Source organism: Thiococcus pfennigii (genome assembly GCF_016583835.1).
In the GTDB taxonomy this organism is placed as follows: domain Bacteria; phylum Pseudomonadota; class Gammaproteobacteria; order Chromatiales; family Chromatiaceae; genus Thiococcus; species Thiococcus pfennigii.
Map to the genome: position 1 here is coordinate 15,813 of NZ_NRRW01000011.1, position 15,857 is coordinate 31,669.

Annotated in this window: 13 protein-coding genes; 4 read left to right on the forward strand and 9 right to left on the reverse strand. The window is 67.4% G+C overall.

The annotated features are described in order from the left end of the window. Nucleotides 1–8: 8 nt before the first annotated feature. From dapE to CKO41_RS05570, 8 genes are all read right to left on the reverse strand, one after another. A complete protein-coding gene (gene dapE, locus CKO41_RS05535; RefSeq protein ID WP_200250583.1) occupies nucleotides 9–1,145 on the reverse strand; it encodes a succinyl-diaminopimelate desuccinylase in 1,137 nt (378 codons plus the stop codon). A 226-nt stretch (nucleotides 1,146–1,371) separates the two neighbouring features. Further along, nucleotides 1,372–2,211 carry an SWIM zinc finger family protein gene (locus CKO41_RS05540; RefSeq protein WP_200381483.1) on the reverse strand — a complete coding sequence of 280 codons (840 nt, stop codon included), beginning with the start codon at nucleotides 2,209–2,211 and terminating at the stop codon, nucleotides 1,372–1,374. After that, complete coding sequence (locus CKO41_RS05545; protein WP_200381484.1) at nucleotides 2,211–5,333, reverse strand: DEAD/DEAH box helicase; 3,123 nt, start codon at nucleotides 5,331–5,333, stop codon at nucleotides 2,211–2,213. The genes CKO41_RS05540 and CKO41_RS05545 overlap by 1 nt, the downstream gene beginning before the upstream one ends. A gap of 457 nt (nucleotides 5,334–5,790) precedes the next feature. Next, a complete protein-coding gene (locus CKO41_RS05550) occupies nucleotides 5,791–8,400 on the reverse strand; it encodes a DNA phosphorothioation-associated putative methyltransferase (RefSeq protein WP_200381485.1) in 2,610 nt (869 codons plus the stop codon). Between the two features lie 171 nt (nucleotides 8,401–8,571). Then, the gene (locus CKO41_RS05555) at nucleotides 8,572–8,802 is read right to left on the reverse strand and encodes a DUF433 domain-containing protein (RefSeq protein ID WP_200381486.1); all 231 of its coding nucleotides are present in this window, start codon (nucleotides 8,800–8,802) and stop codon (nucleotides 8,572–8,574) included. A 250-nt stretch (nucleotides 8,803–9,052) separates the two neighbouring features. Further along, a complete protein-coding gene (locus CKO41_RS05560) occupies nucleotides 9,053–9,307 on the reverse strand; it encodes a DUF2442 domain-containing protein (protein ID WP_338115544.1) in 255 nt (84 codons plus the stop codon). Continuing rightward, nucleotides 9,294–9,605 (reverse strand): nucleotidyltransferase domain-containing protein, encoded by a 312-nt coding sequence (locus tag CKO41_RS05565; protein WP_200381487.1) that lies wholly within the window; start codon nucleotides 9,603–9,605, stop codon nucleotides 9,294–9,296. The genes CKO41_RS05560 and CKO41_RS05565 overlap by 14 nt, the downstream gene beginning before the upstream one ends. A 143-nt stretch (nucleotides 9,606–9,748) precedes the next feature. Beyond that, nucleotides 9,749–10,345 carry a Uma2 family endonuclease gene (locus CKO41_RS05570; protein ID WP_200381488.1) on the reverse strand — a complete coding sequence of 199 codons (597 nt, stop codon included), beginning with the start codon at nucleotides 10,343–10,345 and terminating at the stop codon, nucleotides 9,749–9,751. Between the two features lie 174 nt (nucleotides 10,346–10,519). Between CKO41_RS05570 and CKO41_RS05575 the strand changes: the two genes are divergently transcribed. From CKO41_RS05575 to CKO41_RS05590, 4 genes are read left to right on the forward strand one after another with little or no spacing between them, the layout of a single operon-like run. Next, nucleotides 10,520–10,909 carry an HIT family protein gene (locus CKO41_RS05575; RefSeq protein ID WP_200250596.1) on the forward strand — a complete coding sequence of 130 codons (390 nt, stop codon included), beginning with the start codon at nucleotides 10,520–10,522 and terminating at the stop codon, nucleotides 10,907–10,909. Continuing rightward, the gene (locus tag CKO41_RS05580; RefSeq protein WP_200381489.1) at nucleotides 10,906–13,182 is read left to right on the forward strand and encodes a DEAD/DEAH box helicase family protein; all 2,277 of its coding nucleotides are present in this window, start codon (nucleotides 10,906–10,908) and stop codon (nucleotides 13,180–13,182) included. Before CKO41_RS05575 ends, CKO41_RS05580 begins: the two co-directional genes overlap by 4 nt. Nucleotides 13,183–13,241: 59 nt before the next feature. Further along, a complete protein-coding gene (locus CKO41_RS05585) occupies nucleotides 13,242–13,766 on the forward strand; it encodes a hypothetical protein (protein ID WP_200381490.1) in 525 nt (174 codons plus the stop codon). 46 nt (nucleotides 13,767–13,812) lie between these two features. Further along, complete coding sequence (locus tag CKO41_RS05590; protein ID WP_200381491.1) at nucleotides 13,813–15,135, forward strand: hypothetical protein; 1,323 nt, start codon at nucleotides 13,813–13,815, stop codon at nucleotides 15,133–15,135. A 408-nt stretch (nucleotides 15,136–15,543) separates the two neighbouring features. On the opposite strand, the gene CKO41_RS05595 is transcribed toward CKO41_RS05590, so the two are convergent. Beyond that, nucleotides 15,544–15,849, reverse strand: coding sequence for a HigA family addiction module antitoxin (locus CKO41_RS05595; protein ID WP_200381492.1), 306 nt, complete (start codon nucleotides 15,847–15,849; stop codon nucleotides 15,544–15,546). Nucleotides 15,850–15,857 lie beyond the last annotated feature (8 nt).

Genomic DNA, 15,857 nt, shown 5'->3' on the forward strand with positions numbered 1-15,857 from the left:
TGCGCACGTCAGGAATCGGCACCCAGCAGGCCGACCAGGATCTTCCGATAGATGGCCGCCAGCTCGTCGAGCTCGGCAACGCCGACGCACTCGTTCGCCTGGTGGATGGTCGCGTTGATCGGCCCGAACTCGACGACCTGGGCACCGGTCGGGGCGATGAAGCGCCCGTCCGAGGTGCCGCCCGCCGTCGAGAGCTCGGCGTCGACGCCGGTGACGGCGGCGATCGCCGCCCGAGTGGCCGCGACCAGCTCGCCCGAGGCGGTGAGGAAGGGGTCGCCCGAGGAGGCCCAGCGCAGGTCGTAGCGGAACCCACCCTCATCCAGGATCGCCCGGACCCGACGCTCGATCGTCGGCACGTCGAGCTCGGTCGAGAAGCGCAGGTTGAACTGGGCCTCGAGCCGATCGGGGATGACGTTCTCGGCGCCGGTGCCCATCGCCAGGTTGGCGATCTGGAAGCTCGTCGGCGGGAAGTGGTCGTTGCCCTGGTCCCAGGTCTCGGCGCACAGCCGCGCGAGCTGGGCGACGCAGGCGTGGAGCGGGTTCTCGGCGCGCTGCGGATAGGCGACGTGACCCTGCCGGCCGTGGACGGTGAGGTAGCCGTTGAGGCTGCCGCGGCGGCCTACCTTGATCGTGTCGCCGAGCCGTTCGCGGCACGAGGGCTCGCCGACCAGGCAATAGTCGATGCGCTCGCCGCGCGCGGTCAGCGTTTCGACGACCTTCACGGTGCCATCGACCGCCGCCCCCTCCTCGTCGCTCGTGATCAGAAAGGCGATCGAGCCGCGCGGCTGCGGGTGCTCGGCGAGGAAGTCGGCGACGGCGGTGACCATGGCCGCGACCGAGCCCTTCATGTCGCAGGCGCCGCGGCCGTAGAGCAGCCCGTCGCGGACCTCGGGGGCGAACGGCTCGGAATGCCACTGATCGAGCGGCCCCGGCGGCACCACGTCCGTGTGCCCGGCGAAGCAGAAGAGCGGCCCGGCCTCGCCGCGCCGCGCCCAGAGGTTGGTGACGGGTCCGAACGGCAGCGGCTCGATGCGGAAGCCGAGCGCCGCGAGCCGCTCGGCGAGCCGTTCCTGGCAGCCGGCATCGGCCGGGGTGACCGAACGGCGGGCGATCAGATCGCACGCGAGATCGAGGGTAGCGGACATCGGCAAGGGCTCCAGCGGGCGAGGTGATGGCGAGTGACGATTCAAGAACAACCGGCACAGCTTCTAACAACTACGAAACACGCGAAAAACGCGAAAGGGCTGAATATACACAGGAACATCCGCTTTGCCCTGGATTTTCGCGACTTTCGCGTATTTCGTAGTTTCTTGTCCCCCGCGCGCTTGTGTCCGCCGTTTCTGAACCGTTTCGAAGGGTAAACCGCGCGCATCAACGGGGGCGCCGCCCCCCGCTGCGCACGCGTAGGTACAGCTCCTCCATCAGCGCGAGGAAGGAGCCATCCCTGTCCCAGAACGGCGGATAGTCCCCGCCCTTCTTGATCAGCAGGGCCGGCACCGCGGCCGGGCTGGCCGGGGCGAGGTCGGTGGGCAGGCGGCGGTGGCCGCTCCAGAAGGTCCCGTAGTCCGGGGTCGCCGGGGCCGGCAGCGGCCGCGTGAAGAAGGCGTCGGCCGGCTCGATCGGCCCGTCCTCCTCGGCGATCAGGCCAACGAGGGCGCGACCGAGCGGCGTTCGCCCCAGACCCTCGAGCAATCGCTCGCGCGGCAGCCCACGCAGCTCGAAGAGCAGGAAGGGGTCCTGATCGAGCTCGGCGGCGAGGCGGTAGTAGACCCCGGCGATGTGCTTGCACGGGTTCGCATAGTCGGGACAGGAACAGTCGGTCAGGCGGAAGTCGCGTCGGCTGCTCGGCAGCAGCGCGAGCCTCAGGTCGGCGAAGGCCGCCTCGATGTCGTCCGGCATCTCGCCCATCAGCAGTTGGGCGACGAAGCCGGCCCGCTCGCCGAGGTAGGCGATCGCCTGGTCCCAGCCCGCGGGTGGGATCGGCGTCAACTCGATGCGGGTCTCGTAGCGCGGTTCCTCGTAGACGCCAAAGTAAGGGTTGACGTTGCCGCGCACGGTGGCGCTCACGCCCGTCTCATCGATCGCGAACGCCAAGATGCGGCTCGGCCCGGCATAGCCGCGCCCGCGCTGGAGCCGTCCCGCGTCGGTACAGCCCTCCAGCGCCGCGAGGAAGCGCTGCCCCCACCAGGTCCGTGCCGGTCGTCTGGTCATCAGTCCACCACCGCCTCGCGGTTCAGCCGGATCAGGGCCTTGAAGTGCTCGTTGTCGAGTTGCGCGAGCCAGGACTCGTCGTTGCCGACGATGGCCCCGGCGACCGCCTTCTTCTGCTCGATCATCTCGTCGATGCGCTCCTCCAGCGTGCCGAGCGTCACCATCTTATGGACGAAGACCGTCTTGCGCTGGCCGATGCGGAAGGCCCGGTCGCTGGCCTGGTCCTCGACGGCCGGGTTCCACCAACGGTCGAAGTGGAAGACGTGGTTGGCCTTCGTCAGCGTGATGCCGACGCCACCGGCCTTGAGCGACAGGACGAAGACCGCCGGCTCACCCTCCGGGTCCTGGAAGTCGGCGATCATCGCCTCGCGCCGCGCGCGCGACGTCCCGCCATGCAGATAGTAGGTCTTGTAGTGGCGCGTGCGGCGCAGGAACTGCTCGAGCTGGGCGCCGATCTCGGTGAACTGGGAGAAGATGAGCACGCTGTCGCCGGCGGCCGTGACCTCTTCGAGCATCGCATCGAGGCGCTCGAGCTTGTGCGAGCGCTCCGGCGAGAAGGGGCTGCCGTCCTGGAGGAACTGCGCCGGGTGGTTGCAGATCTGCTTGAGGCGCATCAGGGTCGAGAGCATCAGGCCCTGGCGCTCGATGCCTTCCTTCGCCTCGAGCTGGTGCTCGACGTCGCGCACCACCGACTCGTAGAGGGCCGCCTGCTCCTTGCTCAGATTGCAGTACTGGCGCGCCTCGACCTTCTCCGGCAGGTCCGCGATGATCGCCTTGTCGGTCTTGACCCGGCGCAGGATGAAGGGCTCGACGAGGCGCTTGAGCATCGCCGTCCTGACCGGGTCGGCATCGCGCTGCACCGGCAGCTCGAAGGCCTTGCGGAAGCGTGCCTGGGTGTCGAGGTAGCCCGGCTGGACGAAGTGGAAGATCGACCAGAGGTCCATCAGGCGATTCTCGACCGGGGTGCCGGTCAGCGCCAGGCGGTGGCGGGCGGCGAGCTTACCGATCGCCTTGGTCTGGGCGGCCTTCGGGTTCTTGATGTTCTGGGCCTCGTCGAGGACGACCCGGTGCCAGTCGCAACCGCCGAGCAGTGCCTGGTCGCTGCGCACCAGCGCGAACGACGTGATCACGATATCCTGCTCGGCGGCACGGGCGCGGAAGGCCGCCGCGTCGCACTCGCGCCCCGGGCCGTGGTGGATCAGGGTACGTAGACTGGGGGCGAAGGTGCGGATCTCCTTGGCCCAGTTGCCGATGACCGAGGTCGGCGCGACGAGCAGGGTCGGTCCCGGGCCGCCGCCCGCGCTGCGCTCGGCCTCGCGCTCCTGGACCAGGCGGGCGATGACCTGCATCGTCTTGCCGAGGCCCATGTCGTCGGCGAGGATGCCGTTCAGGCCGAGGTCCTCCAAGAGCCCGAGCCAGGCGACCCCGCGGCGCTGATAGTCGCGCAGCGTCGCGCGCAGCCCGGCAGGGTCGGCGATCGGCTCCAGGCGGCGCTGGTCGCGCAGCCGCGCCAGCATCTCGGCCAGGGCCTCGCCGCGGTCGATCTCGAAGTCCTCGTCGGTGGCCGTCTTCTGGAGCAGCTCGGGGAGGCCCATCTGCGCCGTCTCACCGCCCTGCTGCCGCCAGAAGGCCAGCATCTCCTGCATCTTGTCGCGGTCGAGCTCGATCCACTGGCCGCGGAACAGCACCAGCGGCGTCTTGGCCTCGACGAGGCGGCGCCATTCCTCCTCGGTGACCACCTGGTCGCCGATCGCGAGTTCGTAGCGGTACTGGACGAGCTGCTCGAGGCCGAGGCCGCTCTTGGTCGGCGTCGCGGTCCCCGAGGTGCTCGCGCTGCCGCTCGTGCGCAGACGGATCTTGATGCGCCGCCGCCCCTGCGGCGTCCACCAGGCCGGGACGATGACCTTGAAGCCGGCATCCTCCAGCACCCAGGCCGTCTCCTTCAGGAACGCGAAGGCCTCGTCCAGGTCCAGCGCGACGCCGTGCGGCGTCGCCGTCTCCAACCCGTCCCAGAGCCTGGGGTAGATCCGCGCGGCGAGCCCCAGGTTCAGCAGCAGCGCCCGCTCGAAGTCGGCGCCGAGCCAGGGCTCCAGCGCCTGCCGCTCGGCCTCGGGGCGCGCCCAGTAGGTGGCGAGCTCCAGGCGCTGCGAGGGGTCGTCCTTGGGCACTGCGACGAAGCGCAGCGACCACTCGTCCGGTGCATCCGGTGCCGCCTCGGCGAGGCGCAGGCCGAGCGTGAAGGGCGCCTCGTGGTCGCCGCCGGCCAGGCGCCGCCGCCAGCCCCGCCACTGTCGATAGAGCGTCTCGGCCCCGCCCGGCGCGGTGGCCGGTTCCGGCTCGGGCGCCAGACAGGCCGCCAGCGGCGTGCCCTCGACGCGTTTCGTGAACGCGGCCGGCCAGCGGGCGCCGCGCACCGCGCGGTCGAGCAGCACCTCGGCGCAGTGGCGCACCAGCGTCTCGGGGTGGGCCAGCCCGGCGACCCCGGCCGCGGCCGAGGCCGGTAGGCAGGCGGCGGCCCGCGCGATCAGGGACTCGTAGTCCGGCGAGGCCCACTGCCAGCCGCCGTGGACCTCGGCCGGCGGCGGCCGGCGGCGGCCCTTGCCCTTCGGCGGCGTGCGATAGACGAAGGCCGGCAGGTACTGATCGCGCAACAGCAGGCGCCGGAGCGACTGGGTGAACCAGTACCAGAAGAGGAGATCGTGGCCGGGGCGGAGCGTCCCGTCCTGCTGGTCGATCAAGTAGTGGATGGCGTTCAACTGCCCGATTGGATCGGTCAGGTCGCAACCCTCGACCTGCCAGGTCGCCAGCCCCGCCGACTCGACGGCCGGCGGCGCATCGCCGAGGGACCGCACCAGCTCCGGCGACGGCAACGGGCCGTCGGCCGTGCTCGGTAGCGCCACCGGCCAGCGCCCGATGCGCCCCGACGCGGGCTGCGACAGCCCCAGGGTACCGAGCAGATCGGGCCAGGCGTCCGCCGACAGCCCGAACGGATGCACGGCCTCGCCCCGCCCCGCCTTCGCCCGACGCACCGGGGCCGCCTCGGCCCACAGGCGCATCGCACCGCCCTGGACGAAGGCGTCGGCGTCGGCAGCGGGCTGCCAGATGACATGGAGGATGCGCATTGGCTCGGGATCAGACGCTCATCGGGTCGTGTCGCTCATCGGACCGCCGATGGTAACGAAGGACACCACCCTGCCGCCATCCCACCACGGGCCGGGCCCACAGGACGGATCCGCTCCGGGCGAGACGAGAAGCCTACTGGCAGCCACCGCCGGCAAGCCGGCTCCTACGGCGCCCAGTCGCCCGCCCCGGGCGTGGCACGAGCCCAGCCGGCGCCTGGTTATGGCGTAAGACGCCTGTTCTGTGGCTGGAAGATCCGTCGGAGGGAGGCCCACCCCTCTCCCTCATGAAAAAGACGATTGTGGGGGCAAGACTTATCGGGAAAGGTGGTCGTCGTCACCGAGGGGACCGAGCGCGGTAGTCGCTGCCCGTTGCGTTCGGCATGCACTAGCCGATGTGGATCCTACGAAACCTGCATGCCACAGACCGCCCCCAGCTCCGAGGCACAAGACAATCCGATCACCGCTGGCTGATCGGGCCGGTATCGCGCCGTAGATGACGGGACAATTCGGACGTGAACTCTTCCACCGAGACGCAACGCGGCATGCGACGGCCATTCCCGCCAGGCACCATCCGCACCACCTGCCGACTGTGAGCCGGTCCGTAGCTCACGTGGATCGGCAGATTTGGGCCGTAGACATAGAGCCGGTCGAAGGGCGTGTTGGCAGCCAGCCAGCGGGCCACCTCGATCATGTCCTCGTCGTCGACGACGAAATCCACCGCCGCGCCCAATCGCGCGCAGATCGGCGCGCCGCGTCGGTTACGCTCGTGGGCAGCGTGCTGGTCGAGCTTTGGGTCGATGCGGCCGGGGATCTCCCGCGCGAGCTCCGGCGAGCAGAAGCCGTAGGTCAGGCGAATCATGCCGAACCAATCGATGACCGGATCGAGCACCTGCTCGGCCAGGTCTTGCAGGGCATTCCAGCTCTCCGCCTCGCGCGGCCGGTTCGCGAGCCCGGTGCGCGCCTGCGTCTCGCCGCATTCGATGAGCTGGCGGAAGGTGAGAAAGCGCCCGCAAGGGTCATCGAGCGCGGGGGGCGTCGCCGGACGCACCAGCTTGAAGCCATCGACCTGCCAACGGTGGCGTGCCAGGGTCCGGTCGAAGGTCTCGGGGTCCGGCCCATAGCCCGAGAGATCGAAGAGCCCGAGGCCCTCCAACGCCTCGTCGAAGGCCAGCTGCTCCGGATAGCCGGGAAACTCCTCGTTCAGGTAGCGGGATTTGCGGAACAGATAGGGCGGCGCATAGCCCGTGCCCTCACCGTAGGCGAACCAATCGATGTCCTGCTCGCGCAGCTTGATCTTCACCCGCTCGATCATCCGCGGCAGGGCGCGGCCAGCAAAGTCGTCATAGCGCATCAGGCTCAACTTGCCGGATCCGATGTGCACCTTCACGAGATCCGCATGGCGCAGATCCCCGTACAGCACCGCCGCGCAGCCGATATAGATCCGCAGCAGCGGCGGAAGCTGCTCGATCAGGCTCGTATGCAGCTGCAACGATTCGCCCGGCTCCAGCCAGCCCAGCCCACGCTCGGCCGCGCCGCGACAGGCATCCGCGATGGCCTGGGTGTCGCCGATGCGGAACAGCAGCTCGCGCGCCTCGGCCTGGGCAGCGCCGTAGTCGCCGAAGAAGGCCTTGATGTCCCGCTGTAGGCCCGGCTCCAGATGCCGATAGGCCCGGCGGCGCTCGAACTGAGTCAGCGCCAGATAGACGCCGAGATCCGCCGAGCGTCGGGCGGCGGCGGACTCCAGCTCCTCCGCATCGTGCCGCTCGGCCAGAAAGCGCAACGCCTTTGGCAGGGAGCCGAAGCCCTCGGTCAGGGTCTCAAGGTCGGCCACCTCGGACGGATCCGGCCGCCGGCCAAGCCCAAGCCACAGCTCCCACAGCCGGTCCAACGGCTCCCGGTAGGCCGCGTAGCGCTCCGCGGCCCGGTCCCGACGCACCCGCGGCTCGCGTACCCGCGCCCGCAGCGACGGCTCCCGCAGCCGATTACGCCGGCTGCGATACCGGTCCATCAGGAAGCGTTGCTCCTCGTCCTTGTCGCGGAAGACGTAAAGGACCCCGGGCGCGACCGGAATCGGCTCCTCGTCCAGCGCCGAGGCCAGGAATGCCCGGATCTCCGCCTGGGTGTAATACTTCTGGAAGGTCCGGCGGCGGGTCATGACCCCATCGCGGAAGCGCTCCCCACCTGGGTCATTCTGGTTGGCGAGCATCACCGAGACGACCAGGAGCTGCTCCGCCAGGGACCAGGCGCGGGTCAGCGCCTCCAGCCGCTCGTCGAAGTCCTCGATCACGTTGACGACGAACCCGAGGTTGACGATCTGGGCGGACCGGATCGGGCTATTCGGCGCGTAATAGGGGTCCCAGCCGGCCGCCACCAGTCCGTTCTCCCGTAGCCCCCGGACGTCGTCCCCCCGACCGCAGCCGTAATCGAAGACGCTCCGCTTGCCGTCCAGGAACCCGTAGCGAGCCAACGACTGCACCGGCGCTGAAAACCCGTAGCGCTGCAAGGCGGTGAGCTGCCGCGCCGCCTTCCAGCCAGCATGTAGCGGGGCGAGTTCGCCGGCGGCCTCCTGCGAGTCGTCGTTCCCGAGCGGGACCAACTGATGCCCGACGATGCGGTAACCCTTCTCCCGCACCAACTGCTCCCACTGGCACTGATAGCCGATGCGGGTGGGCTGGTCGAAGAGGCCGATCGACTCGCAGGCCTCGGTCAAGGCCGCGAACTCCGCCCGCCGCGGGTGGTCCGCCGGCAATAGCAGCTCTTTGCGGTGCAGGATCGGGGGATTCAGCGAGTCGGCGTAGGTCCGGAAAGCGACGCTACCCGCGTCCGGGTCGACGAGCCAACTCGCGGCCAGGGCCGGGAAGGCGTCGTCGAAGAAGCTCGGGTAATGGAGCAGGGCGACAGACGGGCAAGCCGAATCGAGCCGCGCGAGATTGAACGCCGCGCGGCTCAGGCCGGCAAGCGCGGCCGCGGAATCCACTCGGCCGCGGACCTCGGGCTCCGCATCGCCGAGATAGTCGGCGTGTAGATAAAGGCGATCGGCGACCGCCTTGCCGAGAGTGCGAGTCATAGGGAAATCGCGAGTCCCGTCCACCCCAACCAGTCGCGCGACGTCATGAGAGGCAGCCGCATCGCGTCGGGGCGACCGCTACTCGATCTCTATGCAGCCAACTTCGGCGTCGGCCAACATCGTTTCGATTGTCGACAATACGGCGCGACAGGTTCTCGTCAAGCAGCAGCTTCATGAGGAGGCCGGCAAAACGGTCGCGTGGCGCTCCCGGTTCGCCGCATAGGCGAGACAAGTCTGGATGTCGGCCCTCTCCAATTCTGGAAAGTCCTCCAGGATCTCATCCGGCGTCATGCCGTCTGCAAGCCAGCCCAACACATCGTAGACAGTGATGCGCAGACCGCGGATGACGGGGCGCCCCCCGCGTTTTCCCGGCTCTACGCCGATTCTTTCCGCATAGCTCATTGTCGGAACCCTCGAAATTGATGCTCGGCACTGGCTTTGAAGTCGTCGTGATCCGCAATAGACGACTGTCTTGCGGTATGTCGGGATCATGGATGCGGACGCCGCCGAGCCGGCGGTCACTGCGGATCCCATGACGGCCCCGTGCCATTACCCATGTCTCTTTGGTTCTGGGTCGCTCGACGTTGCAAGTGCCTGATGCGCCGTGACGGCGCACGATGCACAGCGCCCTTTTCTGCGGGCGTGACCTCAATTAGATTCGTCGATACTTCAGCGGGAAGCGCTCCGGATGCTCAATGGTTTCGATGCCTAGGTCTACATCCAGATCCGGCCAGTAGAAGTGTCCGGGACTCGGCTCTTGCACGTTGAAGACCGAAGAGAGTGGGGCATCCTTGAACCACGGAAACTCGGCGTAGGCGAGGAAGATCTCGCGCCCTTCGGCGAAAAGCCATAGACCATGCCTGGAGACATTGGTCACCTCAACCGCTGAAGTGCTATCCGATTTCACGTGGCAGCCTCGATGCGCACGGCGCGGGATCTCGCGACGGGCTGGAAGGGCCTGAGCGCCGCCCCGCGCGCCACGGCGACGATGTCCACCGGCAACCCCGTCTGGCCTCGAGCCTCGTCCTGAGCTCCGCCCGTTGCCGCACCGACAGGCCGGCCTCGGTCTCGATCACCAAGTCCACGTCGCCCCCGCGCGCCGCATCGTCGAGGCACGAGCCGAAGAGCAGCACCGCCGCGCCCCGACCAGCGATGCCGGTGTTCACTTCCAAGATCGCAGCGATCTGGTCTTTGGTGAGTCGCATCACGTCCCTCGTTCGGCCGACGTCGACCCGACGATGATTGGCAGCAATCGCGTCGCTGCTCCGAATCGACCGACACCAGAGGGTCGACCGGGCCCGGATGAAGCGGATCCCCGAGGCAGGCATTCGCCCCACGGACTCCAGGCTCACGGGCCGACCGGCCCATCGACCTCGGTCGTTGCCGACGGCCAGGCGATGCCCAGCCCCGCGATGGCAGAGACCGCGGTCTCGCCAACCAGTGGCTGCACCTCGGGGCGGCCGTAGGCACCCTCGGTGAGCCGATAGATCATCAGGGTCCGATCCGTCGGGTGAACCAGCCAGTATTCCCGCACCCCGGCGCGCTCGTAGGCATCGCGCTTCTCGCGCTGGTCCTTGGCGGCGGTGCGCGGGGACAAGACCTCCACCACCCAGTCAGGGGCACCCCGGCAGCCGGCGTCGTCGAGCTTCTGGGGATCGCAGATCACGGCGATGTCGGGCTGAACCACGGTGTCCACCCGGTCGTCGGCCTCGTCGGTCTTGGGCAGGCGGACATCGAAGGGAGCGACATTGACCTCGCAGGGACCGCCGCGCAGGAAGGCGTGGGCCTGCGCGGCGATCTCCAGCACCATTTGCTGGTGGTTGCGCGTCGGGGCGGGACACATGTCGTAGGCCCGCCCGTCGATGAGCTCCCACCGCTCGTCATCCGGCCAGCGGCGGTAGTCGCCGTAAGTAAAGCGGTCGCCTTCGAGGGCGAGCTGGGGCATGGCAGGTACTCCGTTGGCACCGAACGCCGGTCGCGACCGGGCTCGCGGGTTGGACTCAAGTATAGGGGACCCTCGATCCAACAGGGACAGTCAACCTCCGACTTGCCCCACTTCCTCCATTGGGGCAGTGTATGCGCCACCGGCTGGCCAATCCCGAGTCCTAACGCACGCCCCATGGACGACTGCCCATTCTGCCGCATCGACCCCGCGCGCATCGTTGCCGAGACGGCGCTGACGCAGACCATCCGCGACGGGTTCCCCGTCTCGCCCGGTCATACCTTGGTCATCCCCAAGCGCCACTTCGCCGATTTCTTCGAGGCCACCGACGCCGAGGCCGCCGAGATCTGGCAGGCCCTGCGCACGGCCGCCGCCGAGCTGACCGGCGAGCAGGCCCCGGACGGGTTCAACGTCGGGGTCAATGTCGGCTACGCCGCCGGCCAGACGGTGATGCACCTGCACGTCCATCTCATCCCCCGCTACCGCGGCGACCAGCCCGATCCGCGCGGCGGCATCCGGCGCATCTTCCCCGAGCTGGCCGACTACTGGACGCCGAGGCCCGAGTGACCGGCCCGGCGGTCAATCCGCGCGCCGCCGAGTCCAGCCGGCCCGAAGACGCCTTCGTCGAGCTGTTCGCCCAGGTCTTCGGCATCGAGAAGACCCAGCTCCTGGCCCCGGAGTACCCCGTTCAGGACATCGACGGCGCCACGCGCTTCATCGACTTTGCGCTCAAGTGCGCCGGGCACCTCATCGCCTTCGAGATCGACGGCCCCAGCCACTATGCCCCACCGGACTTCGATCTCGACAAATTCGAGGATGACCTCGGCCGCCAGAACAGCCTCATCCACCAGGGCTGGCAGGTCTTCCGCTGGTCCGACCGCCAGCTCGCCCGCGAGCCGGAGCGGGTCAAGGATCAGCTCGCGCTCTTCCTGGAGCGGGTGCCCGGTCTGCTGGAGCTGGCGGACTTTCTACCGAAGCAATCCGGCGCCTCGGCCCAATTCAACCTCCGCACCCACCAGCAATACGCCCTGGACTGGCTGGAGAAGATCCGCGCGGACGGCAAGACCATCGCGCTCCTGGAGCACGCGACCGGCTCGGGCAAGACGGTCACCGCCATCCGGGACGCCCAGCGCATCGGTCCCCGCGTCCTCTACGTCGCCCACCGCAAGCCGCTGGTCGAGCAGACCGCGCGGGAGTTCCAGCACCATTGGCCCGAGGCGAGCCTCGGCCGAATCGCCGGTGGCATCTGGGAGCCCGACCGGGATGTCGTCTGCGCCTCCATCCAGTCAATCGGCAAGCGCTTGGCCGACCTGCCGCCGGACGCCTTCCGGTACATCATCGTCGACGAGGCGCACCACGCCGCCGCGCCCGGATACCAGGCGCTGCTCGGCCACTTCACGCCCCGATTCACCCTCGGACTCACCGCTACGCCGGACCGGCCCGACGGTCGTCCCATCCTGGAGATCTTCCGCGACGCGGCGCATCGGCTCACGCTGGAAGAGGCCATCCGTCGCGGCGAGCTGGTCCCGATCCGCTGCGTGCGGGTGAAGACCAACATCGACCTGACCAAGGTCCGCTTCAACGAGGTCCAGTACAATCGGCACGACCTGGAGCAGCGCATCCGGGTGCCGGCGCGCAACGATCTGATCGTCGACGCCTACCTGCGCCACGTCCCCGGCCGCAAGGGCGTCACCTTCTGCGTCAACGTCCAGCACGCCGACGAGATGGCCGAGCGCTTTCGCGCCCACGGGATCCCGGCGCGGTCGGTCTCGGGGGCGATGCGCGCCGACGAGCGGGAGGCGATTCTGAGGGGCTTCGCCGCTGGCCAGCTCAAGATGCTCTGCGCCTGCGACATCTTGAACGAGGGCTGGGACTGCCCGGACGTCGAGGTCCTGCTCATGGCCCGCCCGACCCTGTCCAAGATCGTCTACATGCAACAGCTTGGCCGCGGCACCCGCAAGGCCCCAGGCAAGGAGTCGCTGATCGTCTTCGACTTCGTGGACAACGCGGGCCGCTACGGCCAGAGCTGGAGCCTACACCGCCTCGCCAAGACCCGCACCTACCGCCCCGGCGGCTACGTCTTCGCGCCCGATGAGCGCGTCGCCGACGAGCAGGCCCGCGGGGCGCCGGCACCCGTCGTCCTCAACATCGGCGTCTGGGCCGACCGGTTCGAAGAGATCGACATCTTCGACTGGCAGTCGGAGGTCAAGGGCATGCTCTCCGTGGCCGACCTGGAGCTGGCGCTCGCGGCCTCCGAGGGCTATCTGCGCGGCAAGGTCCAGCGGGGCGAGCTGGCCCCGGACCACAGCTTCCAGATCGGCACCCGCACCTACCATTACTTCCGCAAGGACCGCCAAGCCGAGATCGCCAAACAGTTCGGCCTCAAGCCCGTCACCGCCGCCAACATCCGCGACCGCTTCCTCGCCTTCTGCAAGGAGATGGACATGTCGGCGTCCTACAAGCCAGTGCTGCTGCGGTGCCTGCTAGACACCGTCGACGAAGACGGCTCCGTACCGATCGCCACACTCACCCTCGCCTTCCGCGATTTCTATCTGGATCGCCTCGCCCGCGGACTGCCCGCCGAGAAGCCGGCGGCCCGCATGTCGCGGGTCGCCGATCTGACGGACTCCGAGATCCAACGGCTGATCCTGGAGATGCCGTTCAGGAAGTTCGCGCAGCGGGGATTCGTCCATTATGCGCGCGACCTTTCGCGAGTCAGATTCGCCCCAGCGCTCTGGGGGCGGCTATTGCCCACGGACCGCGAAGCGCTTCGAAGCTCGGCGCTTTTGGGCGTCGAGCGCTACTTCGCAACGAGTCACGGGCAGATTGGAGAAGGGTAAACTGTGACCGGGATTTCGAGAATGTAACCTCCAGTCCGTGCACACGAGGGAGATGCGACATGGTTACGAAGAAGGGAGTGATGGAATCGGCACTGGGCAGCACCATCGCGAATGTCGCGACGGATCTGACCAGGGACTCGCTGCGCTGGCCCGGCCAATCGCGCGCTGACAGCGGCGCCTTCCTCGGCATCCTGTCCGGCTTGCCGGCCGCTGAACAGGCCGCCATCGAGCGTCTGCTGGGGCAACTGCCGCCACAGCAGCAGGCGCAATTTCGCCGAACGGTCGTGCACATCGATGCCTCGATGCAGGCCCGATACCTTGGCCAGCTTGCGTCTCGTGTCGCGTCGCTCGGCGACGATCCGGACGCACTGCGCGCGATCGTCGATTCGCTTGTGGCGACCGGTGCCTGCCAGGGCCGTGAGGCCATGGCCGCAACCGTCGATCGGACGGTCCAGAGCCTAACCGGCGGCGGGATCCTGCCCGAGGCGCTGTTCCAGCGGCGGACTTGGCTGGCGCTTGGCGGGGCGGCGGCCGGCCTGCTCGTGTTGGCCGTGATCGCCACGTACCTCTTCGCCCCCTATTGACCGCCGTTCAAGGAGGCCCGTCCCCGGCACGGGGTCGGTGGGTGATATGAAAGGCTTGCAACGTCTGTTCTTGGGCTCGGCGGGCGGGGTGCTGCTCTTCCTGGCGGTCGAGGTCATCTTCCTGCTCATCGCCTGGCTCGGCAAGGTCGGCAGCGATCTGCTGATCGGCCTCGCCCTGCTGCTGCACCTGGGGTTCGCTTACGCCGTCCTGCTCAATCTGCTGCCGATCCTCTCGTTGGCGATCGGCGGCTATGCCGCGGGCGCGGCGCCACAGACCGGACAGAACGGCGGCTCGGGCGCCGCCTCCGCCGTTGCCGGGTACATCCGCATCTCGCAGGGCATCTCCCACGCCGTGACGCTGATGATCCTGTCGCTGTTCCTGCTGGACTATCAGTTCAACATCGCGACCTACCTGTTCGTGGGCCTGCTGCTGCTCGCCTGGGGACAGTACGCCCTCGTGTTTCCCGGCTCGTTGCGCTGGCCTCGCCAGGCGGCCTTCTTCGTGCTGGTGGCCGTCTCGCTCGGCGCGCTGGCCGTTTCGCTGTCCCCGGACGTGGCGAAATTCCTCACCGGGCGGGCGTTCTGGTCGGGCGAGGCCTACAAGCAGATCGCCGTCGCGCAGGCCCGTCAAGAAAAGAGTTCGGCGAGAGCCCTGGCGCAATCGATCGAGCGAGTCAGTCGAGGGATCGAGAAGCTCTCACAGCATGGTGCGGTCACGGATGATGTCCTTCGGGCCAATACCGGCCGATACGGCTACAGTCAGGACGACCTGGACGCCTATTTCGCCGGCCGCGATGGGAAGTGGAGTTCGCTTCCGACGATAGCCAGCAGTGGCGCGTCGCAAGTCCAGCAAGGGCTCGCGGGGGACAAGCGTGGAGTGTGGATCGGCGGCATTGCGTTGGCGGTGGTTTTCTTGCTGGCCTTACTCGGAGGGAAGACTAAGGCGACACCGTGGATTGCCGGCATTGTAATCCTTCTTCTCGCCGGGGGTTTTATTGCCATTCTCCTTCTCAACGAAGAACTCGCGATAAAACTTATCGACGGGCGGACCCCGCAGCAAGTAGCATACACCGTCGCATTCAACAAGACGAAAACGTACACGCTTGCTCCGGGAAAATGGAAAATACACGTCATTCCTCACGGACGAGCAATATACCGCTACCGTTGCTCGGACGGATCTGGCGCTACAGCGGATGTTCGCTACAGCCAGACCGGAACCATTCGTGTGAATGGAGCCCGGGATGGCGAAGTATTTATTTCGTCTGGCAATGTTGTCATAGGAAATGACAATGTAAGCAATAAGAATGGTTGTGAAGTGACGGAACCCGTCACAGTAACCATCCAACTCATCCCCAAGCTATGGCAATAACCATCCCCCGGCTCTGCCGGGGGATGGTTACTGTTAGCGGAAAAGTTGTTGAACTAATGCGGGTCCGCGGGGCTCCGCACAATAGCACAATAGGGTCAAGTCTTGCATTCAAGCACCCTGCTTGCTTGCGGCTACCGGCGCGTTGCAGTCTGGTGCGGCCTTGATGCGTCGGGGAAAGGGGTCAAGTCTTGAGATCGAGCATATGCGTGATTGCAAGACTTGACCCCCTTCTTGGGTGACCCCCTTCTTGGGCCTGATAGAGCGTGACCTCCACGAACTGGTGTGCGAAGCGCGGCGGGAACTTCAACACACACGAAAAAGGGAGCTGAGTCAGGGGCATTTATCGCGCTCGACTTGCGTGGCTCGACCACGCGAGGAAAGCACGGGCTGCCGGCGTCAGGCAGTCCTCTAGAGATGATGGAAATCCTCTATGGCCTTCAATGCGTCCGCTTCCGATGCGGCCACCCGAAAAAGGTCCCAGCGCATCTGGAGATTCAGCCAAAAGTCCGCCGATACACCGAAAAATTTAGCCAAACGTAGCGCTGTACTGGGAGAAACGCCCCTCTTGCGATTGACCAGATCGTTTACTTGTCGATAGGGCACATGAATGGCTCGCGCCAGCTCACGCTGGGTGATATTCAAAGGCGCGAGGAACTCCTCCCGGAGCATCTCGCCGGGATGAGTGGGTGCCCGGTCGGTTGGTATTCTCAACATCGTCTGCA